This is a genomic window from Paenibacillus aquistagni, assembly GCF_900177815.1.
In the GTDB taxonomy this organism is placed as follows: Bacteria; Bacillota; Bacilli; order Paenibacillales; family Paenibacillaceae; genus Paenibacillus_B; species Paenibacillus_B aquistagni.
Map to the genome: position 1 here is coordinate 859,204 of NZ_FXAZ01000001.1, position 19,191 is coordinate 878,394.

General features: G+C 46.6%; 22 protein-coding genes and 1 pseudogene. 16 read left to right on the forward strand and 7 right to left on the reverse strand.

The genetic code is table 11. From position 1 onward, the window contains the following. Positions 1-16: 16 nt before the first annotated feature. The 3 genes from B9Y93_RS03955 (at position 17) to B9Y93_RS03965 (ending at position 2,240) form a co-directional block, all read left to right on the forward strand. Positions 17-793, forward strand: a complete 777-nt coding sequence (locus tag B9Y93_RS03955; RefSeq protein ID WP_244903277.1) for a class I SAM-dependent methyltransferase — start codon at positions 17-19, stop codon at positions 791-793. 129 nt (positions 794-922) lie between these two features. Then, entirely contained in the window at positions 923-1,600 is a 678-nt protein-coding gene (gene rpiA / locus B9Y93_RS03960) for a ribose-5-phosphate isomerase RpiA (protein WP_085493033.1), read from the forward strand. Positions 1,601-1,805: 205 nt separating this feature from the next. Continuing rightward, positions 1,806-2,240 (forward strand): MarR family winged helix-turn-helix transcriptional regulator, encoded by a 435-nt coding sequence (locus tag B9Y93_RS03965; protein ID WP_085493034.1) that lies wholly within the window; start codon positions 1,806-1,808, stop codon positions 2,238-2,240. 282 nt (positions 2,241-2,522) lie between these two features. Here B9Y93_RS03965 and B9Y93_RS03970 read toward each other — a convergent pair whose 3' ends face one another. Continuing rightward, positions 2,523-3,344, reverse strand: coding sequence for an undecaprenyl-diphosphate phosphatase (locus B9Y93_RS03970; RefSeq protein WP_176228873.1), 822 nt, complete (start codon positions 3,342-3,344; stop codon positions 2,523-2,525). A gap of 175 nt (positions 3,345-3,519) precedes the next feature. After that, a complete protein-coding gene (locus B9Y93_RS03975; RefSeq protein ID WP_085493036.1) occupies positions 3,520-4,392 on the reverse strand; it encodes a helix-turn-helix domain-containing protein in 873 nt (290 codons plus the stop codon). A 188-nt stretch (positions 4,393-4,580) separates the two neighbouring features. On the opposite strand from B9Y93_RS03975, the gene B9Y93_RS03980 reads away from it, so the two are divergent. Further along, positions 4,581-5,942 (forward strand): MATE family efflux transporter, encoded by a 1,362-nt coding sequence (locus B9Y93_RS03980; RefSeq protein ID WP_085493955.1) that lies wholly within the window; start codon positions 4,581-4,583, stop codon positions 5,940-5,942. A gap of 96 nt (positions 5,943-6,038) precedes the next feature. Here B9Y93_RS03980 and B9Y93_RS03985 read toward each other — a convergent pair whose 3' ends face one another. Then, the gene (locus B9Y93_RS03985; RefSeq protein WP_085493037.1) at positions 6,039-7,034 is read right to left on the reverse strand and encodes a Gfo/Idh/MocA family protein; all 996 of its coding nucleotides are present in this window, start codon (positions 7,032-7,034) and stop codon (positions 6,039-6,041) included. Positions 7,035-7,276: 242 nt separating this feature from the next. Between B9Y93_RS03985 and B9Y93_RS03990 the strand changes: the two genes are divergently transcribed. The 8 genes from B9Y93_RS03990 (at position 7,277) to B9Y93_RS04025 (ending at position 13,369) form a co-directional block, all read left to right on the forward strand. Continuing rightward, a complete protein-coding gene (locus B9Y93_RS03990) occupies positions 7,277-8,227 on the forward strand; it encodes a D-2-hydroxyacid dehydrogenase (RefSeq protein WP_085493038.1) in 951 nt (316 codons plus the stop codon). Positions 8,228-8,245: 18 nt separating this feature from the next. Next, positions 8,246-9,031, forward strand: coding sequence for a kanamycin nucleotidyltransferase C-terminal domain-containing protein (locus B9Y93_RS03995; RefSeq protein ID WP_085493039.1), 786 nt, complete (start codon positions 8,246-8,248; stop codon positions 9,029-9,031). 43 nt (positions 9,032-9,074) lie between these two features. Continuing rightward, positions 9,075-9,806: a 2,3-diphosphoglycerate-dependent phosphoglycerate mutase gene (gene gpmA / locus B9Y93_RS04000; RefSeq protein WP_085493040.1), complete on the forward strand. Its 732-nt coding sequence runs from the start codon at positions 9,075-9,077 to the stop codon at positions 9,804-9,806. Positions 9,807-9,936: 130 nt separating this feature from the next. Next, positions 9,937-11,217 (forward strand): ArnT family glycosyltransferase, encoded by a 1,281-nt coding sequence (locus B9Y93_RS04005; protein WP_244903278.1) that lies wholly within the window; start codon positions 9,937-9,939, stop codon positions 11,215-11,217. Between the two features lie 21 nt (positions 11,218-11,238). Then, the gene (locus B9Y93_RS04010; protein ID WP_085493041.1) at positions 11,239-11,943 is read left to right on the forward strand and encodes a glycosyltransferase family 2 protein; all 705 of its coding nucleotides are present in this window, start codon (positions 11,239-11,241) and stop codon (positions 11,941-11,943) included. Then, positions 11,940-12,287 carry a DUF2304 domain-containing protein gene (locus tag B9Y93_RS04015; protein WP_085493042.1) on the forward strand — a complete coding sequence of 116 codons (348 nt, stop codon included), beginning with the start codon at positions 11,940-11,942 and terminating at the stop codon, positions 12,285-12,287. Before B9Y93_RS04010 ends, B9Y93_RS04015 begins: the two co-directional genes overlap by 4 nt. Next, positions 12,271-12,615 carry an EamA family transporter gene (locus B9Y93_RS04020; RefSeq protein ID WP_085493043.1) on the forward strand — a complete coding sequence of 115 codons (345 nt, stop codon included), beginning with the start codon at positions 12,271-12,273 and terminating at the stop codon, positions 12,613-12,615. Before B9Y93_RS04015 ends, B9Y93_RS04020 begins: the two co-directional genes overlap by 17 nt. Positions 12,616-12,721: 106 nt before the next feature. Further along, the gene (locus tag B9Y93_RS04025) at positions 12,722-13,369 is read left to right on the forward strand and encodes a hydrolase (protein ID WP_085493044.1); all 648 of its coding nucleotides are present in this window, start codon (positions 12,722-12,724) and stop codon (positions 13,367-13,369) included. A gap of 129 nt (positions 13,370-13,498) precedes the next feature. Here B9Y93_RS04025 and B9Y93_RS04030 read toward each other — a convergent pair. Both B9Y93_RS04030 and B9Y93_RS04035 read right to left on the reverse strand, forming a co-directional pair. Further along, positions 13,499-13,799 (reverse strand): annotated as a pseudogene (locus B9Y93_RS04030) (hypothetical protein). Positions 13,800-13,867: 68 nt separating this feature from the next. Further along, positions 13,868-14,614, reverse strand: a complete 747-nt coding sequence (locus B9Y93_RS04035; protein WP_085493045.1) for a sulfotransferase family 2 domain-containing protein — start codon at positions 14,612-14,614, stop codon at positions 13,868-13,870. A gap of 113 nt (positions 14,615-14,727) precedes the next feature. On the opposite strand from B9Y93_RS04035, the gene cysC reads away from it, so the two are divergent. From cysC to B9Y93_RS04050, 3 genes are all read left to right on the forward strand, one after another. Then, positions 14,728-15,282: an adenylyl-sulfate kinase gene (gene cysC / locus B9Y93_RS04040; protein ID WP_342351852.1), complete on the forward strand. Its 555-nt coding sequence runs from the start codon at positions 14,728-14,730 to the stop codon at positions 15,280-15,282. 193 nt (positions 15,283-15,475) lie between these two features. Further along, entirely contained in the window at positions 15,476-15,742 is a 267-nt protein-coding gene (locus B9Y93_RS04045) for an alpha/beta-type small acid-soluble spore protein (protein WP_085493047.1), read from the forward strand. Positions 15,743-15,763: 21 nt separating this feature from the next. After that, positions 15,764-16,690 (forward strand): NAD(P)/FAD-dependent oxidoreductase, encoded by a 927-nt coding sequence (locus B9Y93_RS04050; RefSeq protein WP_085493957.1) that lies wholly within the window; start codon positions 15,764-15,766, stop codon positions 16,688-16,690. A 55-nt stretch (positions 16,691-16,745) separates the two neighbouring features. Here B9Y93_RS04050 and B9Y93_RS04055 read toward each other — a convergent pair whose 3' ends face one another. Beyond that, positions 16,746-17,057, reverse strand: coding sequence for a hypothetical protein (locus tag B9Y93_RS04055; RefSeq protein ID WP_085493048.1), 312 nt, complete (start codon positions 17,055-17,057; stop codon positions 16,746-16,748). Between the two features lie 173 nt (positions 17,058-17,230). On the opposite strand from B9Y93_RS04055, the gene B9Y93_RS04060 reads away from it, so the two are divergent. Beyond that, positions 17,231-18,274, forward strand: a complete 1,044-nt coding sequence (locus B9Y93_RS04060) for an AI-2E family transporter (RefSeq protein ID WP_085493049.1) — start codon at positions 17,231-17,233, stop codon at positions 18,272-18,274. A gap of 82 nt (positions 18,275-18,356) precedes the next feature. Here the strand turns inward: B9Y93_RS04060 and B9Y93_RS04065 are convergent, their stop codons facing one another. Then, positions 18,357-19,001 carry a metal-dependent hydrolase gene (locus B9Y93_RS04065; protein ID WP_085493050.1) on the reverse strand — a complete coding sequence of 215 codons (645 nt, stop codon included), beginning with the start codon at positions 18,999-19,001 and terminating at the stop codon, positions 18,357-18,359. Positions 19,002-19,191 lie beyond the last annotated feature (190 nt).

Consider the following 19,191-nt stretch of genomic DNA (forward strand, 5'->3'; position numbering starts at 1 on the left):
TGAAGGAGGGCAACTCTTGAACAATCATTATATGGACAAGCTGACCTTTGAACAATATATGGAACTGGCAAAAGAAAGCTTCTCGGGCTGGGACTTTGGATGGCTAGAGCGAACGGGAAGGATGGCCGTTGGAAACCTATCATGGAATTATTATAATGAAGTACTTCCTTATGTACGGGCTTCCAAGAGCATGCTTGACATGGGGACGGGAGGAGGCGAGTTCCTCCGTCTATTGCAGCCTCTCCCTCGAATTACATATGCAACTGAGGGCTATCTGCCCAATATTGAGGTTGCGAAGGCAGCGCTCTCACCATACGGCGTTGAGGTTATTCCTGTAGACGAGGACGAGCATCTTCCGCTTGCTTCAGAACAATTTGATTTGATTATTAATCGGCATGAATCATATGCGGCCTCAGAGGTATGGCGGCTGCTGAGACCTGGCGGCATCTTTATCACTCAGCAGTGCGGGGGTCAGAATGACATTGAGCTTAACGGCTGGCTGGGTGCACCTCCGCCGGAGCACTTCCAGTGGAGTTTATCAACAGCAGAGGATCAGCTTGCTAAGCAGTCATTTGAGATTCTTCGTACAAAAGCAGAAGCAACGCATACTCGCTTCTTTGATATAGGAGCACTCGTTTATTATTTGAACATTATACAATGGCAGATTGAGGACTTTAGTGAAGCTCGTTATCAGAAGCCGCTAGAAGCACTTCATGAGCGCTTAGGCAAAGACGGGTATTTGGATACGACATGCGACCGTTTCCTGATTGCGGCTAGGAAGCCTATGGGTTAAGTCATGACTGCTGTTTCATCGTAAATAAGGCAAGGCGATATTCAAATGATTGAACAATGAATAAAGCCAATAATCAGCTATTTGATCATATAGAAGACCAGGTGCTGGTTGGCGTGGAGGATGATGAACATGAATGGAAAGCAGCTTGCAGCAGAGAAGGCTGTGGAATGGATAGAAGATGGCATGGTTGTAGGCTTGGGCACAGGATCAACGGCTTATTGGGCGATACAAGCGATTGGACGTAAAGTAGCGGAAGGATTGTCCATTCGTGCAGTAGCTACCTCCATCCCTTCAGAGGAACTTGCTAGAGAACTGAATATTCCGCTTATCCCATGGTCAGAGATTACCTCGATTGATGTGACGATAGACGGTGCGGATGAGGTGGACGGGGATTATCATCTAGTAAAGGGCGGCGGCGGTGCGCTGCTGCGAGAGAAGATAACGGCTTACGCAAGCAAATGCATGATCGTGATCGTGGATGAGAACAAGCTCGTGAAGCAGCTTGGCGCCTTCGGTCTTCCCGTTGAGGTTGTTCCCTTTGCGTGGGAAATGACGGCTAAGCATCTTGAAAAATTAGGCTGTAAAGCGATACGGCGTTCACATTCAGACGGTGGTGTCTTCATTACGGACAACGGCAATTATATTATGGATTGTCATTTTGGCAGCATTCAAGATGCGCCTGAACTGGAGCAGAAGCTGCAACATATCCCAGGCATCGTTGAGCATGGTTTGTTTATTGGATTAGCAGATCGGGTCATCATTGGTTATGAACACGGCACAGTGAAAGTGCGTGAGCGCAGCAGCTAAATTGTACGAAGGAGAGGGGAGCTTTATCGGTTTGACTGGAAGGATCTCTTTTTGTTCACAATATATCCCCTTGTTTTGGCGTATATATGTATCAGGATTTTCCAATTTCATTGACTTTCAAGATAACTATTCACTATACTTTAATTATTAAAACGTTTATGCATCACTAGATGACAATGATGAAGAAAGATGAGAGGATTACGGAATGGATCACATACATGATTATGCAAATCGGATTGGAATGGCCATGTGGAAGACACATCGGCGCATGTCCGCTGAGATGGCTGAATATAAGGAACATGGATTAACGGGTCCTCAATTTTTTATGCTGAACATGATTTCATTCGAAGGTCCGACGAAGGTGGCGAGGCTTGCTGAACGGATGGAGGTCAAGCCAAGTGCAACCACCGTGATGCTGGATCGTTTGGAACAAAGCGGCTTTATTGTTCGTGAAATGGACAAGAATGATCGCCGTGCCGTTATCGTCTCCCTTACCCCAAAGGGGAAGGACGTTCTTAAGCAGGTAAAGAAGGAGTCCAATGAAATTCTATCGCGCTTTTTGTCGGTGCTAAGCGATGATGAGTTGGAGACCTTCACGCATTTGTATGAGAAGCTGATTCCTGAGGAGGCAAAGGAATAAGTATTTTTCATGATTAGGCTGCAATTCGAGACAAGCTCTGGCTATATGCTGGGGCTTTTTTGCATAAAGAATCGGTCATAGCAAGAAGAAAAGAAAGGTTTTACTTTGGATGCAGGAAATGAGATTGTGAGCAACATGAGCAGCATCCAAGCTTATCCAATCAAATAAGCCAGCCCCTATCTTTGGATGAACGAATCGGATCAAGGCAATGAACCCAATCTATAATCCTTAGAATATGGCTGGCTTATGTACTTTGCAAGCTTATGTTCTTCTTTTTTTGGATTACAAGAAGACAAAATAAATAACAGCTGCAAGGATAATGCGATAGATGGCAAATGGCACGAGCTTGATGCGGTTAATGAGCTTCAAGAAGAAGCGAATCGAGATTAGTGCAAAGACAAAGGCGGAAATAAATCCGACAATAAAGAAGGGAAGGGCATCAAGCGTGAAGTATTCCCAGTTTTTAAGCAAAGATAAGCCGCTTGCGCCAGCCATGACAGGAACAGCCATAATAAAGGTGAAGTCTGAGGCTGCACGGTGGCTCATGCCGAGCAGAACACCACCAGAGATGGTTGAGCCTGAGCGGGAGAACCCTGGCCATAAGCCAAGACATTGAAACAATCCGATGCCTAGCGCTTGTCCATACGTGATCTGGTCAACAGATTCTGCCTTTGCTTGCTTCGGTCTCACATAGTCAGCGATAATCATTAGAATCGCTCCGAGTACGAGACCGATGACAACTGTCTTGGTCGAGAATAAGTATTCATCAATATAATCTTCGAACAATAAGCCAAGAACAGCAGCTGGGATCAAGCCGACAATCACTTGAGTAAGCTTCAGGTGCTTGCCTGGAGCAGTAATGGCATGCTTGCCTGCAAGCTTGCTTAAGCCAAGCAGATCCATAAATCGCGGCCAGAATACAACTACGACAGCAAGGATGGAGCCGAGCTGGATAACGACTTTGAACGTATTGGCGACAGGTGCCGAGAACAGTTCTTTGGATTGAAACAAGAAATCATCGACAATAATCATGTGTCCAGTCGAGGATACTGGAGCAAACTCTGTCAATCCTTCCACAATGCCCAAAATAAAGGCAACAAACATTTCCCACAAAATGATTCACTCTCCTGTAAATACGAAATATTCAGTTTCCTGCGATTCAGTTCTCTATCAGACATGGGACCGATATGCACACGTTTTGTATTATACCTTGTTTTTGTCTGATCGGATAGCGATGATTCGAATCTCAACATGATGCTGATGATGGATCGATAATCGCTTAACGATAGCTTTGACGAAAAGCCCGTGGCGGCAATCCTTCATATTTGGTGAATATGGTAGAAAAATAAGCCGCTTGCGAGAAGCCAACCTCTTCTGCAATTCTTGCAATTGAATGATTGGTATGAAGCAGTAGCAGCTTGGCTTGATGAACCCGGTAGCGATGAAGATATTCCATGGGAGAAGATCCAAAATGCTTCTTCATGCACCGTGCAATATACACCGGATGGAAGTTTAGGTATTCTCCCAGCTCCTTGGCGGTAACATTGTCCTGATAGTGCTGGCGAAGATAGTCTGCAGCCAGTTCCGCACATTCGGCAGCCTGAGAGCGCGGCTCTCTTTCTACAGAGTTGGCCAATTGCTGTACAATCTCTTGAAAGACGAGCTGCTGCTGCCAGCGGGTGGATTGCTGATGCATCAATGCTCGTAGACGAGACAGCTCTTCCATCGCTTCAAACATGTGCGAGGGGTGCTTGATGGTAGCATAGATCGGCAATTCGATCGTGAACGGATTCATATCCATGGTCGAGATATGGGCATAGTCGATATTTGCCGGCGGCAGCCGGTAATCGTGCTGCTCAACATGCTGCCAAGCTCCGGTAGTTTGAAAATGCAGCCAGAAGTAGTGTGTCGGCACCTCGCATGGCTTGGTGGTGACATGTGCTAGATTGGGACTTAGAATGAGAGCTTGCCCTTGACGCACTTCATACTGCCGTTGTTCCTCGGCGATATAAAGTGTGCCTTCAAGCACATACAGCAGATCAAATACACCGAGATTGCGTCTAGAGGGATGCTCATGGCCCGGTATAATCAGATCTCTGCCGCTAATGATATAGTGAGGCAGCGGAGGAGCTGTAAATTGAATATTGTTCAAAAGAAACACCTGCTTTACAATATCGAGTCATCAGGTTGCAATCCTGAACGTTTACGTTGCAAACCTGAACCACAAGATGGATTATACCATCTATACTTGTAAACGATCTATAGCAATGACTTTGTTTCTTGAATGAGGATGAAGGTCGATTACAGGAGGTTTCATTTGTGAAGACAACTAAGAGGAAGATGACCCTATGGCTGCTTGCGTGGCCCATCTTCATTGAGCAATTCCTACAATTTCTGCTGGGTGCGGCAGATACGCTGATGGTGAGCCGAATTTCCGATGATGCGGTTGCCGTTGTTGGATTCTCGAATCAATTGTTTTTTGCGCTGCAAACATTGTTTATGACAATCGCCAGTGGAGCAGGGATTCTCATTGCGCAGAAGCTTGGCTCGAAGAAGAGGGAAGAGGCGCGAGTGCTCGGCATTATGGCTGTCTCGGTGAGTGCGGCTATCGGTCTGTTGCTTAGCGTAATCTTATATTGGAAGCCGGTGGAGATTGCTCAGCTGCTGAATATGCCAGAGAATCTGCTTCCGCTTGCAGAAGTGTACATTTCCATTGTAGGCGGCGGCATGATACTGTCAGCGCTTATGGCGGCGCTCGGGACCGCGATTCGGAATACCGGCAATACGAAGGGGCCAATGTACACGGCTATCGGGATGAATGTGATTCACATCGTGCTGAACTATGCCTTTATTTATGGGGCATTCGGTTTTCCACAGTGGGGACTTACAGGAGTAGCGATTTCAACTTTGGTTAGCCGGCTGCTGGCCTCGATCTTTTTATACTGGCTGTTCATCCAATCTTTTGATCAGCGCATCAAGCTGCGCGACTTTAAAATATTTGATCGCAAATTGTTCAAGGAGATCCTTCACATCGGCTGGCCGCTTGGAGTGAACTCCTCGTGCTGGGTGTTTACGCAGCTTATTATTTTCACCTTTATCGCGATGCTTGGCTCGAAGGAGCTTGCCACAAGAACGTATATGAATACGCTCGAATCGTTCTGCTTCCTGCTTGGCTTCTCGATCGCGCTGGCTGTCCAAATCCAGATTGCTCATTTGTTTGGAGCAGGACGAACAAAGGAGGCGTATCAAGGAGCTTATCGTGCTCTGCTTATAGGACTTGGTCTGGTAACAGTCAATGCTTTCTTAGTATTCGTGATGGGAAAGAGGATCCTAGGCTTGTTTACAAGCGATCAGGAGATCATTACGATAGCAGGCTCGCTTTTGCTGCTTAATTTGCTTTTACAGCCGGGCAAGATGCTCAATATGGCGCTTGGCAATGCACTGAATGCAGTAGGGGATACGAAGTTCCCGATGTGGACCGCCATTTTCTCCATGTGGTTGATTGCTACGCTTTTGTCCTATTATTTGGGCGTCGAATGGGGATACGGCCTAGTCGGCATCTATGTGTGCATGATTGCCGATGAATATGTGCGCGGCCTGCTCGCGTTATGGCGCTGGAGAGAACGCAAATATCTAAAGCGTGCCGAAGCAGAGCAGCAAGCAGGTGTACTGCCGACAAATGGAGCGGTCGCTTTTGAATAAAAGAATGCTAATACGTAAACATCCCCCTAAGCCTCAAGCTTCAGGGGGATTGGTTTTGTTACGCTTGCAGCTCGATGTAATGCTTGCAGCTCAACGTTACGCCTGCAGTTCGCTTAACTTCACAGCGCGCTGCTCAGCCGCTGAACGATTGGATGCTTCCATCAGTCTCGTTAATTCGATGGCCATGGTTACATTGTCTGCGGTCTTTACACCGGTTTGAATGCTTTGCACCCATTGATCAAACGCGTTTGGCGCATTTGCTTCAATTGGAATAGCGACCATGCTTCCATCTTCATGAACCGTGCTTCTGACGTACAGCTTATCTGCATCCTGGAAGCCGTACATCAGGCTGCCGGACATACCGTGAATCTCAATCGTAAATGGAGAGTTAGGGGTAACAAAACCGGTCTCAACCACACCGATAGCACCGTCTGCATAGCTTAGAATCGAAATGGCGTTATCCTCAACCTCACGTCCAGTCATATAGCCGTATTGGGTGCTGACAGCTGCGGGTTCTCCCAAGATTAAGCGAGTCAAATACATGGGATGGCAGCCAAGATCAATCATTGCGCCGCCATGAGTCTCCTTAAGGTTATAAAAATGCTCTGGCAGCCAATTGGCAACGGCGCCGTTATGAGCCATGCGAACACGAGCGTGTGTCAGCTTGCCCAGCCAGCCCTCTTGAAGCACTTGTTGGATCGCGAGCGTATAGCCATCATAAAGTCTTGGCAGAGATACCGTAAGGGAGACACCTGCTTTGTTCACGGCCTCCACAATGGCATTGGCTTCCTTGAGCGTAGGCGCAATCACCTTCTCTGTGAAGATATGCTTGCCAGCCGCGGCCGCCTTCAACATGACATCATGGTGGGCATCTGTTGGTGTGTCCACGATGACACCTGCAATATCTTCTTGCTGCAGCAATTGCTCCAGCGTTTCATAATAAGGGACTTGTCTTGCTTCTGCCTCACGGCGGCCTCGCTTTGCATCTTCGTCCCAAATCCCTGCAATAACAGTATCAGGATGCTCATTTGCTAACTTTGCATAATCTCCGGCATGCACATGCCAGAAGCTCAACATACCTACCTTTATCATTGGGTATCCTTCCTTTCGCTGTCCATCGTATAGAGCTTGGATGAAATATTTCTAGCTTAACACAGATTATAATTTGTTTGTATGCGATTTCAACCTTATTGAACAACTTCGTATTAGGTTAATAATAAATAGGAGCATGTTTATTCCTATAAAAAGGCTTTACAAACTTTGAATGGCATTCATTTCTAGGATTCGCTATCATGGAACTAAGACTCAATTGCAGCTGAAAGAAGGGATTCAGAATGGACATTGCCGTTACGGCTAATCTTAGAGATGAGATCAGGCAATCATTGAAGGAGCGTTATCCGAAGATCCATTGGCACTATATTCGCTCATTGCAAGAATTAGATACAAACATGGCTCAGCAGGTTGAGGCTGTGGTGACCTTTGGCGGTGATATTACGGAGGAGGCAGCTGCTCAACTTCCTTCGCTTCGCTGGATTCAAATTCTTAGTGCAGGCGTTGAGAACCTGCCTTTTGATGCCTTGCAGGCACGTCATATTCAAGTCACAAATGCAAGAGGCATCCATGCGATTCCAATGGCAGAGTTTGCGATCGGATTGATGCTGCAGGAAGTTAAGCAGTTCACAACGCTCTACGAGCAGCAGCAGAGAAAAGAATGGTACAAAAAGCTGTCCTTCGGTGAATGCTTTGGAAAGACGCTAACGGTAATCGGGACTGGGGCAATCGGTACGGCGATCGCCAATCTGGCAAAGGCATTAGGCATGCATGTCATTGGCGTAAATCGCACGGGTGGCGCCAGGTCAGAATTTGATGAGATTGTGCAGCAGGACAGGGCTCATCTTGCGCTGGAAAAGAGTGATTTTGTCGTCATCGTTGCTCCTTTGACTGCTTCGACAAAGCATTGGTTTAATGATCGCATGTTATCTTGCATGAAGCCGGATAGCGTGCTGATCAATCTTGGACGCGGGGAGCTTATCGTCGAGGAGGATCTCATTCACATATTAAAAGAAGAGAAGATTGCACGCGCTTATTTGGACGTCTTTCAGGTTGAACCTCTTCCTGCCGATTCTCCATTATGGAGCTTGCCGAATTGCGTCATAACGCCGCACGTATCAGCTCTCACTCCTCTTTATGTAGATCGAAGCGTCGTGATCCTAGAGGACAATCTTAAGAATTACCTGCAGCAAGAAGCGTTAGTTAATACGATTGATCTAGAGGCCAGATATTAATTAAGGAAGGTGAACGCAATGACATTAACCTATCCTTCTTCAAGCACACGGGAAGAGAAGCTGAAGCATGCTCACATGATCAAGGAATTGATGCTCAATCGTTACGATACGGCTGTTATCGCTATCGGCCTCTATGGCTCCTTGGGAGCGGGGACGGAACTTCCTTACTCCGATATCGAAATGCATGTGATCGTAGACGACACGGTTTCGCCGCGCGACTTTGAATTTATATGGAACGACTATAAGCTGGAGATTAATATTCGCTCAGAACAAGAGCTGCTTCAAGCAGCCAAGATTGTAGATATGAAGTGGCCGATTACGACAGGAAGCTTAATTCGCGTACTGCCGCTGTACGATCCTAAGAAATATTTTGAGAGAGTGAAGCAGCAGGCGATCGTAACGATGCAGCAATTAGAACCATTCAAGCAGCTGGCAACCACCTACATGATACATGACTTGTATGAAACGATGGGGAAGATTCGCGGCAATATGGAAGCAGGGGAGAGAGGATATATTCCGCTTGGCGCTATTGATCTCGTATGGGAAACGTCAATGGTGATTGGGCTGATGAATCGCCAGTACTTTACAACGAGAGCGAGAACAATAGAGGAGGCCATGAACCTGCCTTCCCTGCCAAATGGGTATCAAGCGCTCGCTGCGAAAGTGATTCAGGGCAGCCTGGAAGATGTAGAGCAGGTGTATGGTTGGTGCGAGGACTTATGGAGCGGGCTTAATGAATGGTGTGAACAACTTGGTATCGCTTATAAGACGGAGCATGTTTCGTTAGAAGCTATGTTCAAATAAATGTACATCGAGCCTGAATTAATAGAAAAGGAGTGGAAGAATCATGATCAAAATTGTGTTGGTCAGACATGGACAGAGTGAGTGGAATTTGGAAAATCGATTTACCGGCTGGACGGATGTGGACTTGTCCGATCAGGGCCTTCATGAAGCAAGACAAGCAGGCGCGATCTTGAAGAAGAACGGCTATATCTTCGATGAAGCTTATACGTCTTATCTGAAGCGCGCGATTCGGACGCTGTGGATCATGCTGCACGAATTGGATATGATGTGGATACCGGTATACAAAACGTGGAAGCTGAATGAACGTCACTACGGTGCGCTTCAGGGATTGAACAAAGCAGAAACAGCAGAGAAATATGGGGAAGATAAGGTACAGGCATGGCGGCGCTCTGTCGATGTGCGTCCACCTGCTCTTAACGAAGACGATCCAAGATATGAAGGCGGTCATCCTGCATATCGTCACTTGAATGAAGGGCAAGTGCCTAAGACAGAGAATTTATTGGACACTGAAGCACGTGTGCTTGACTACTGGAATGAACGCATTGTGCCTGATCTCAAGGTGGGAAGACATATTCTCATTGCAGTTCACGGCAATACGATACGGGCACTGGTGAAGCATTTAGACCAATTGGAGGGAGACGGCATCGTCAGCCTGAACATCCCAACAGGAGTGCCGCTTGTGTATGAGCTGGATGAGGAACTGAAGCCGATTCGCCATTATTATCTTGGGGAGAATGGCCCGCTTCCTGAGCATGCAATCGAGAAGCATATCTAGGTCTTTAGATGGAACCTCTGCAGGGATGTGGAGGTTCTTGCGGTTTATTCATTACCATTCATTTGATCTAATTCCACAGGGTGGTATATAATCCGTAAAGGTAAATCGTTTTTATAGGAGGCGTTATTCGTTGTTTTCGTTTCATATCGAGAGATCGAAGGAGAGAACATGGCTCTACATGCTGATGCTGCTGGTACTTCTGATCTCCTCCGCAATTGTACTTACAAAAGGGCATTACTTCTTGCTAGGTGATTTGGACAAGCCAAACAATGACGATGTAAAGTACATACATAGTGCCAAATTGCTCATTAACGAAGGCGTTTTGGCGTATAACAGCGGCAATGAGCCGTCTACTTTCATAATGCCGCTGTTTCCCATCATGCTGGCAGGCTTTATGAAGGTGTTTGGCCAAGGCGATGCCGCTATTATCGCCTTCCGCTTGTTCCAATGCTTGCAGCAGGCGGCGAGCTTGTATTTTATTTTTATCATTGCAAGGTATATGTTCAACTCGCGAGCAGCGATCATTGCATGTGTTATCAGTGCCTTGTATTGGCCAGACTACTTCTCATCCGGGGTTATTTTGACCGAATCGACCTTCCGACTTGTTATTCTAGCACTTATTGCTGTGTCGATAGCCGCTGTTCAGCGCAAGCGTGCTGGATGGTATCTCGGAGTCGGCGTGCTTGTCGCATTAGCCGCATACTTTAAGCCGCATGCCTCTTTATTCCCAGCGATCTTCCTTATCCTGTGGTGGAAAGAGAAGTATTCGCTTAAGCAAATGATAACTTCCATGCTTTATATCGGAGCAGCTTATGTCGTATGTCTGATGCCATGGTGGATACGCAATTGGCTGACCTTCCATCAGCTGATTATTTTCACAACATCCGGGGGGAGTCCATTCCTGCTTGGGACACGGATTGATTGGAATCTGCCATCGGCTGATTTCTTCAAGCTGTACCCCGAGTACGATCCAAAGACAATATTCGAAGGTTCAGACAGCGTAGCCATACAGAAGGGGATCGATATTCTGAAGTACGGCTTCACCTACGAGCCGCTCAAATACCTGCATTGGTACACCATCGGCAAATTCTATAATCTGTACATGATCCCTTATTATTGGAGACCAATCTGGCCTTTTGGAAAGTCGCTAATGTTTGCCATCCAATATGGATTTATGCTAGTGGCACTTGCAGGAATGGTATGGGCGATGATTCGAGAGTCCTTTGCCCGTCTAATGCCTGTGCTGCTCACGCTGGCTTATTTCACCGTTATTTATATGCCGTTTGTGGCGTTTTCCAGATACGGTTATCCAAACATGGTGCTCTTTATTATGTTTGCAGCCTATCTGCTGGATCAGCTGCTCTATTTCACAAAGAATCGATCTTTGAGTAAACGGACAGTGAGGATGTAGTCGAAAGGAAGTTTGAGCAACATGAAAGTACTTGTTATTATTCCAGCCTATAACGAAGAGCGAAGTATTGGCCAAGTCATAGCAGATATCAAGCAGTATACGCCAGAGGTGGATATTGTCGTGGTGAATGATGGCTCAACTGATGCTACCGAGGCTGCTGCAAAGCAAGCAGGCGCGGAGGTGCTGACCTTGCCCTTTAATGTCGGTATTGGTGGCGGGATGCAAACGGGATATCTGTATGCGAAGCAGCATGAGTATGATGTTGCCGTACAGATGGATGCCGATGGCCAGCATCCGGCTGAAGAGCTGCCGAAGCTGCTGGCGGCGATGAATGAGGCTGATCTTGTTATCGGCTCCCGGTATGTTGAGGAGTCAAGCTACCGCTCGTCTAAGATGAGACGGATCGGGATGATCTTTTTCTCGAAGCTGGTCTCGATGCTGACGAAGGAAAAATTCACGGATACAACCAGCGGCTTTCGAGCGGCCAATCGGAAGGTTATTGATTGCTACGCCCGCTACTATCCGATGGATTACCCCGAGGTGGAATCGATTGTTTATTTGAAGCGCAATGGCTGTCGTGTTGTTGAGGTGGGCACCGAAATGAGGGAGAGACAAAGCGGCAAGTCCTCCATAACCCCGATTCGATCTGCTTATTATATGATAAAGGTGACGCTGGCAGTCATGATGTGCGCCCTCCGTTACCGTGAGGTGAGACCAAACACATGACGATCTACTCTGTATCTACACTAATTTCAATTGTATTTTTGCTAATCATACTTGAGCTTGTAAGAAGACAGCGGCTAAGAGAGCAATACTCCTTATTATGGATTGCCTTTGGGGTGCTCTTGTTCATTATTTCGTTTAATGTTGCGCTCCTCGAACGGTTTGCGATGTGGCTGGATGTGAAGTATGCTCCAGCCCTGCTGTTTTTGTTCGGTCTACTGTTTTGCTTTGCGCTTATCCTGCACTTGACGCTTGTGATTACAAAGCTGTCCAATCAAGTGCTTCGGTTGACACAAGAAATTACATTGATGAAAGGCCAGGAACAACAGCATGAGCAAAATGATTAGTTATATTCTATTATTCAGCAATATTATTCTGCTGGTCAGCGGCCAAGTGCTCTTTAAGATCGGCTTGCAGCGAAGCGGTGGATTGCAGTGGATCAAGCTGCTTCAATCTCCTGCGATCTGGGCAGGATTCCTGTTGTATGGCTTTGCCACAATCCTTTGGTTTGCGGTGCTGTCCCGACTTCCGCTGAGCGTAGCATACCCGCTTCAAAGCCTCGCGTATGTGCTGGCTTTAATTCCCGCCTTTTTCTTATTTGGAGAAAATATCAGCGCCACGAAGCTTGCTGGTGTTGCTGTTATCTTAATAGGCACTTATCTTATCGCGAAGTAATCTGGCGACGATGCTATAAAGAGCAATAGAAAGATTAAGGGAGTGCATACAATCTCTTCTCACGCGGGGATACTAGAGATGTTTACCTGCGAAGAGGAGGCTGCATATGCACGACTATTCCAGTTGCTTATTGGATCCGGAGCAATCAGCTGTGCTTATCATTGATGAAGAGCCGATGATGTTCTTTGGAGTAGAGAGCAAGACAAGAGCTTCGATTATGAATAATGTCGTTGGCTTGGCCAAGACGGCTGAGGCCTTTTCCGTACCATGCATCTTATCAACCATTGAGGCAAACACGTTTAGCGGTCTGCTCTATCCTAAGCTCCAAGCTGTGTATCCTCATGTATCACCAGTGGATCGAACGACGATCAATGCTTGGGAGGACGTCAATGTTAAGCGCGCGGTACAAGCAACTGGACGAACCAAGCTGCTTATTGCCGGCTTATGGACGGAAGCCTGCGTCTTGTTTCCAGCCTTGTGTGCGAAGGCAGATGGCTATGACGTCTACGTCGTCACGGATGCCTCTGGCGGAGCCACGAAGGAAGCGCATGATATGGCGGTCCTACGGATGGCGCAAGCCGGGGTGAAGCCGGTAACTTGGCTTCAGGTGCTGCTGGAATATCAGCGCGATTGGAGCCATAAGGAGACCTATGCATCCGTTGTGAATATCATTAAGGATCATGGCGGTGCTTATGGACAATGCATGGATTACGCCGAGTCGATGGTTCAGAAGAATAATAGGAATAATCAGTAACAGAGAACCCGATCGAGCACTGTATAAACGCAGGCTCTGTCGGGTCTTTTTATTGTGACAGCCTGTTTCATAAAAATGGCTTACCACTTAGATTAGTAGGATTAGCTATCATCTCACATAGATTTGAACTTACAGCTTGAAGCGTGTTATCTGATCCATTAATCCTTCTTTTAATAATATTTCTCTTTGCTTTGGACCGATCAGGTCAAAGTGAGGGTATGGAGGGGCGAAGATGAATATACTGAGCAGGGAGCTGATGTTGTTCGCACCACACTGCTAATCGTAGAATGTCTCTACAGCCGACTTTCGTTACTGTCGTGATGCCGGGAAACCGCTCATCTAGCCAATAATGCGTGATAAAAGCAAGTTCACCGCGAAGGACAGCCTCCTTCCAAGCTGTTAGCTCTTGTCTTGTTACGCCAAATGCCATGCTGACTCCACTCTTTCTTTAATATAACAATCTTTTCTAGCCATTATACCAAATGGAGTCCGCAGGAGCTAACGAACGTGATAGCGCTCATAGAAGAGTTGGAGGGCATATTCATACAGTTTGAGGTCAAGCGAGCAGCGCTCTCGGATCAAGGAATGTGTCTCAGGGGATAGCTGCGAACGGCTATAGCGTTTATGCGCTCTATTTTCATGCGGAATGTCAGCAGGGGCGGCCCACTTGAACATCCGTGCTAATTCCTTGATGGATACGTCCATATACTCGGTAATGCCGATGAAGCGATATTGTTCTCTAAGAAATTGCTTGACCAGATAGGTATTGCGAAATGTACTTCCTGGAGACCACCAATTCGAAGGGTCGCTGATGCTTTCGCCAAAAGTCTGCGTTAATCCCAAATATCGGCACTGTGGGTTGTTGTTTAATTCTTTCCAATCTGGATGCATGAGAAATTGCTGAAACGTTATTTGATTGACTTCGTCATGAAGCGGCATCTCCTCATTTCTACGGATAAAAAAATACATGGAAAGAAGCTGTTCGATGGGATCTCTAACAAATGTAATATATTCGCAGGGCCGATTCAGATGTTGGTGAATGCCATATGGAAGATGGCCTTCGATAAATCGGATATTGCTATCAGGTGCGTTGCACATGTGCACAATATCTAGAATATCGTGCTTAGGCACAATAGGCGTAAACACTGCAATTTCTTCTTTCTTAAAGTGTGAGGAGAGATAAGTAAACAAAGATACGCCTCCTGTTTTCGGGATATGCACAAAAACGAGGATAGAATCTTTCATGATAAGTCCTCCTTTTATCCTATTAAAGCCCGTTCTGTATCCTATTCGTTATAGCATTTTATGCAAAGATACACCTTTTCGACACAAGTTAAATAGAATGTAAAAGTAGAACGATTAATAGCTTTAGGCAGGTGAGAGAAGTGGCACAACGTGGAGTAACGATCTGGTTCACCGGGTGGTCTGGAGCGGGGAAGACAACGATTGCGAAAAAGGTGTATCAAGAGCTGAGCAAGCAGCACATCAAGACTGAATTGTTGGATGGCGATGAGCTTCGACAAAGCCTATGCAAAGATCTGGGCTTCTCCGAACAGGACCGCTATACGAATATTGAGCGAGCTGCTTATGTGGCAAAGCTATTGACGAAGCATGATGTAATCTGCTTGGCCGCCTTCATTTCACCATATAGACGTATGCGGGAACGAGCAAGAGCCGAGATTGGAGCCTTTTATGAGGTGTATGTCACAGCTCCCGTTGAAGAATTGATTAAGCGAGATGTGAAGGGGCTCTACAAGCAATCAATAGCTGGAAAGGTCAAAGATTTGACGGGCATGGGTTCTCCTTATGAGGAACCGCTGCACCCTGATCTGGTGCTTCAAACCTCCCTTATGACAATTGACGAATGTAAAGATCAAGTGCTCCGCTTATTGCGCGAGGGTGGGTACTTGTAATCGACCATAAGAAAACGTGCTCCTTCATTCAGATTCGGTATGATTGTCCGATATCTAATGAAGGCTTTTTTATGCTGGCTGCTAATGGCGCTTCTTGTCATGCTCCTTCTGTCATATATGAACCGCATAAATGCTGTATTCAAGGGCAAGGTATGACTAAAAAATAAATATGAATCATACTGGAGGAATAAGCATGTCGAGAAGAAGAGGCAATCGAGATCCGAGGATGAGAGCCTTTCAGGCGGAGGTAATGCGCCGCGAGGGTTTCCCTGTCGACCCGAAACATCCGGAAAATGTGAAATATGAAGTGGCAAAGGAGCTCGGTGTGCCGCTGCAAGAAGGGTATAATGGCAAGCTGTCAACCGAATCGGCTGGACGTGTCGGAGGCCGAATTGGAGGGAGCATGGTCAAGGAGCTTATCCGGATGGCGCAGGAGGACTTGGCAAAAAAGAATCCGTGAAAAAGAAGGGAAGGCGTGATCATGCACTATGAGTGTATTATTATCGGAGGCGGTATTGCTGGTCTTCAAGCAGCCATTCAGCTTGGGCGATATAAACACCGGGTGCTCCTCATTGACGCACAGCATGGGAGGTCTACGATCTGTCAAGCCTACCACAATGTGTTAGGATGGCCCGATGGCGTCTCCGGTCCCAAGCTGCGTGAGCTAGGACTTAAGCATGCTGTTTCCTTAGGCATACAGTATTTGAATGATCTTGTGACCGAAGTTTCTTCAAGCGATCCTGCCTTCCAAGTGGCTACAAAAGAACATGGAATCCATACAGCTGACACAATATTGTTTGCAACTGGGGTCATGGATCGCTTGCCTGCGATCCCACATGTAGTGCCTTGTTTGGGACGGACTATATATGTATGTCCAGATTGTGATGGCTATGAGGTATCCAATCGGCGCACCATGGTCCTTGGAGCAGGCAATGTGGGCGCTCAGATGGCTGTCACCCTCTCGTACTGGACTGATGATCTCATCTACATTAATCATGAGATGGAAGCCGTGCATGAAGAGCTTCAAGAGCAATTGAATGCTCTTGCTATTGAAATGATAGCAATGCCCATTAAGGAACTGCTGGTTGAGACCGAAGGCGAGTGTGAAGGCGTTCGGCTTGAATGCGGACGAATTGTCCATGCAGAGCGGGGGTTTGTTGCTTTTGGGGGCAATGAAGTTCGGACTGCCTTAGCCGAGAGTCTAGGCGTGAAGTTGATGGAGAACCGTCATATTGCCGTGGATCCAAGAACAAAGATGACGAACATTGCACGTGTGTTTGCGGCAGGCGATGTGAACGTACATTCAGAGCAGCTGACTATTGCAATGGGAGAAGGAGCACAAGCCGCGATCTGGATACATAAGACGTTAATGAGTGAAGCTGATCCTAGCCGTACGAAGCAAAAATAAACAGCCTTTTGCATCCTCATTCGAATGATGCATCAGGCTGTTCTTTATGTGTTGATTAAGCATTGCTTTGTTTTGTTAGCTTATCAATTGCTTGAGTCACGATAAAGGCAAGATCCTCATTTCCGAATAAGGACAGCACGCCAAGCACCGTGTCATGCTCAATAGGGCCAGCTTCTTCCTTTGGAACAGTCAGCTCCATCGCCTGTCGAAGGGACGGGTTATCTGCTTGGTTAGGGTAGGCCTGAAGATACAGCTCCATAGGATCAAGACCATGATTAATACACCACTGGGCGAATACCAGTATCATCATATTTTCTTCCTGACGATAGTTGTTGATGATTTGTTCTTCAATTTCTTTTGCTTTCATGATGAATCTCCTCGCTAATACCGATATACTATAATTATATAGAAGGTTGTTTCAATGGACAATCGAAGCTTTCATTTTTGTCATGTAGGCGACGAATTTGTCATTTGTCATTGCGTTCACAAGACGTTATGATAAATAAAGCAAAATACTTTAATAGAATATGAGGAATGTGAATGGAATGGAAGAGATTGTTAACAAGTAAGAGCTTAAAGCGTTTTTGCATTCTTGCTTTATGCGCCTTGCTCCTTTATAGTGTGCGCAGCATGATGAACGTCATTCTCCTCACCTTTATCTTTACCTTTTTAATGGGCAGACTGCATGATCTTGTGTCGAAGCAGCTTAACCGCGTTCTTCACATCTCTCCTAAGATTGTACTGCCAGTGCTGTACATCTTCCTAGTGGCTGTTATTACGCTTGGTTCCTATAAGTTGTTCCCGCTCATCCGCGATCAGGTGATGCAGCTGTATCATTTTATTGTGGCGGTCTATACGCATCCAGAGCTGTACCAGCTTCCAGGCTTTGTAGTTGAATTTATGAATTCCATCGATATTGGCGGCTACATCAAGCCAGGCGTGGACTTTGTCTTCAAGGTCAGCCATTTCGGTATTAACTTGCTCGTATCCTTGATTCTTAGCTTGTTCTTCTTGCTGGAGAAGACGAAAGTCACCCAATTCTCAGCGCAATTCAAGCATAGCAAGATCTCATGGCTTGTCGAGGAGATCACATACTTTGGGCAAAAGTTTGTGCATACATTTGGAAAGGTTCTGGAAACCCAGCTTCTCATTGCAACCATCAACTGCATTTTGACGACGCTTGGCTTATGGATCTTAGGCTTCCCGCAGTTGATCGGACTTGCCTTAATTATATTTGTATTAGGCCTCATTCCGGTGGCCGGAGTCATTATATCCCTAATCCCGCTTTGTACGATTGCGTTCAGCATCGGCGGGGTCAACTATATTATTTATGTGATCATCATGATCTGCATCATTCATGCCATTGAGGCATATGTACTGAATCCGAAGTTGATGTCGTCCAAGACTCATCTTCCCGTATTCTATACCTTCCTGGTTCTTCTGTTCTCCGAGCATCTCTTCGGGGTATGGGGGCTGATAATCGGGATTCCGATCTTCGTCTTCTTGCTGGATGTGCTTGGCGTGCCCCAGCAGGACGGTCAGAAATTAAAAGACGATCAATTACAACCAGCAGCAAAATCCTAGAGATCATTTGATATGAAAAAGGTTAAGGAGCAGGCATCGTTCATAGGACGATCCTGCTCTTTGTTGTTGTAGGGATTAGTGCTTAGAGACGGATTCGGAAGGTGGTGCGCAGGAGGGGATGGAACCACTTAACACCTCTTGGAGTGAAGGTATCTGCAAGCAAATGAGAAAAATATCCGAGTATCGCGACCGCCATCACGCCGTCAAGCTGAAGCGCATTCTCCAAGCCTGAAGCAATAAACCCCCACAGCAGCATGGCCCACACGGTATGAGTAAGTCCCCGATGCTTAAGCCATGGCGCAATCGCCACATAGATGCCGAGCCCGATTAGCCAATCCATATGAAGCTTCCAGCCATAGTACATGGCAATGCAGCCCATGATACTGGAAAGCAGGTTGCGAAGCGCGCCTTGGGTTGCGATCTGGCCTAAAAAGAATAGGAGAAAGGCAGCTGTCGTCAATTCGGGAATCAGCGTTCTTTGCCAGAGATACATGCCAAGTACAGCTGCGACTGCCAGAGCGCCGAGCCACAAGAGAAGCTTGCGGACAAGCTGGGAAGCCCTGCTAAGCTTGCTTGTCAGAATACTTGGTCCGTCTAGATCCGGACTTAAGGCAGAGAAGCCTGCTACCGTGACATAGATGGCGGCATGAGTCACATGGAAGGGATAGTATAAGGCGGCAGCCCCTCCAATTGCGACACCAATCGCAAGATGAGTCTTGCCTCTCATGTTAATGACCTCCTTACATGATGTTGTGCTTATTTGTTCAAGGAGGCGTAGATTGTCCTTCCTCATGCCATTCTATAGGGGATTGCAGCAATATGCAAGCATATGTTCCCATTTTTCTAGTTATACCGCATCACTGCATGAAGACGGTACCGCAATAAAATATCCCTACAAAATTCATTTATCGATTATA

What these genes read in the sequence shown, in the direction of transcription:
- rpiA (WP_085493033.1), top strand. Translation starts at nt 923, where the DNA reads ATGAATGGAAAGCAGCTTGCAGCAGAGAAGGCTGTGGAATGGATAGAA.
- B9Y93_RS03965 (WP_085493034.1), top strand. Translation starts at nt 1,806, where the DNA reads ATGGATCACATACATGATTATGCAAATCGGATTGGAATGGCCATGTGG.
- B9Y93_RS03970 (WP_176228873.1), bottom strand. Translation starts at nt 3,344, where the DNA reads ATGTTTGTTGCCTTTATTTTGGGCATTGTGGAAGGATTGACAGAGTTT.
- B9Y93_RS03980 (WP_085493955.1), top strand. Translation starts at nt 4,581, where the DNA reads ATGACCCTATGGCTGCTTGCGTGGCCCATCTTCATTGAGCAATTCCTA.
- B9Y93_RS03985 (WP_085493037.1), bottom strand. Translation starts at nt 7,034, where the DNA reads ATGATAAAGGTAGGTATGTTGAGCTTCTGGCATGTGCATGCCGGAGAT.
- B9Y93_RS03990 (WP_085493038.1), top strand. Translation starts at nt 7,277, where the DNA reads ATGGACATTGCCGTTACGGCTAATCTTAGAGATGAGATCAGGCAATCA.
- B9Y93_RS03995 (WP_085493039.1), top strand. Translation starts at nt 8,246, where the DNA reads ATGACATTAACCTATCCTTCTTCAAGCACACGGGAAGAGAAGCTGAAG.
- gpmA (WP_085493040.1), top strand. Translation starts at nt 9,075, where the DNA reads ATGATCAAAATTGTGTTGGTCAGACATGGACAGAGTGAGTGGAATTTG.
- B9Y93_RS04010 (WP_085493041.1), top strand. Translation starts at nt 11,239, where the DNA reads ATGAAAGTACTTGTTATTATTCCAGCCTATAACGAAGAGCGAAGTATT.
- B9Y93_RS04015 (WP_085493042.1), top strand. Translation starts at nt 11,940, where the DNA reads ATGACGATCTACTCTGTATCTACACTAATTTCAATTGTATTTTTGCTA.
- B9Y93_RS04020 (WP_085493043.1), top strand. Translation starts at nt 12,271, where the DNA reads ATGAGCAAAATGATTAGTTATATTCTATTATTCAGCAATATTATTCTG.
- B9Y93_RS04025 (WP_085493044.1), top strand. Translation starts at nt 12,722, where the DNA reads ATGCACGACTATTCCAGTTGCTTATTGGATCCGGAGCAATCAGCTGTG.
- B9Y93_RS04035 (WP_085493045.1), bottom strand. Translation starts at nt 14,614, where the DNA reads ATGAAAGATTCTATCCTCGTTTTTGTGCATATCCCGAAAACAGGAGGC.
- B9Y93_RS04045 (WP_085493047.1), top strand. Translation starts at nt 15,476, where the DNA reads ATGTCGAGAAGAAGAGGCAATCGAGATCCGAGGATGAGAGCCTTTCAG.
- B9Y93_RS04050 (WP_085493957.1), top strand. Translation starts at nt 15,764, where the DNA reads ATGCACTATGAGTGTATTATTATCGGAGGCGGTATTGCTGGTCTTCAA.
- B9Y93_RS04055 (WP_085493048.1), bottom strand. Translation starts at nt 17,057, where the DNA reads ATGAAAGCAAAAGAAATTGAAGAACAAATCATCAACAACTATCGTCAG.
- B9Y93_RS04060 (WP_085493049.1), top strand. Translation starts at nt 17,231, where the DNA reads ATGGAATGGAAGAGATTGTTAACAAGTAAGAGCTTAAAGCGTTTTTGC.
- B9Y93_RS04065 (WP_085493050.1), bottom strand. Translation starts at nt 19,001, where the DNA reads ATGAGAGGCAAGACTCATCTTGCGATTGGTGTCGCAATTGGAGGGGCT.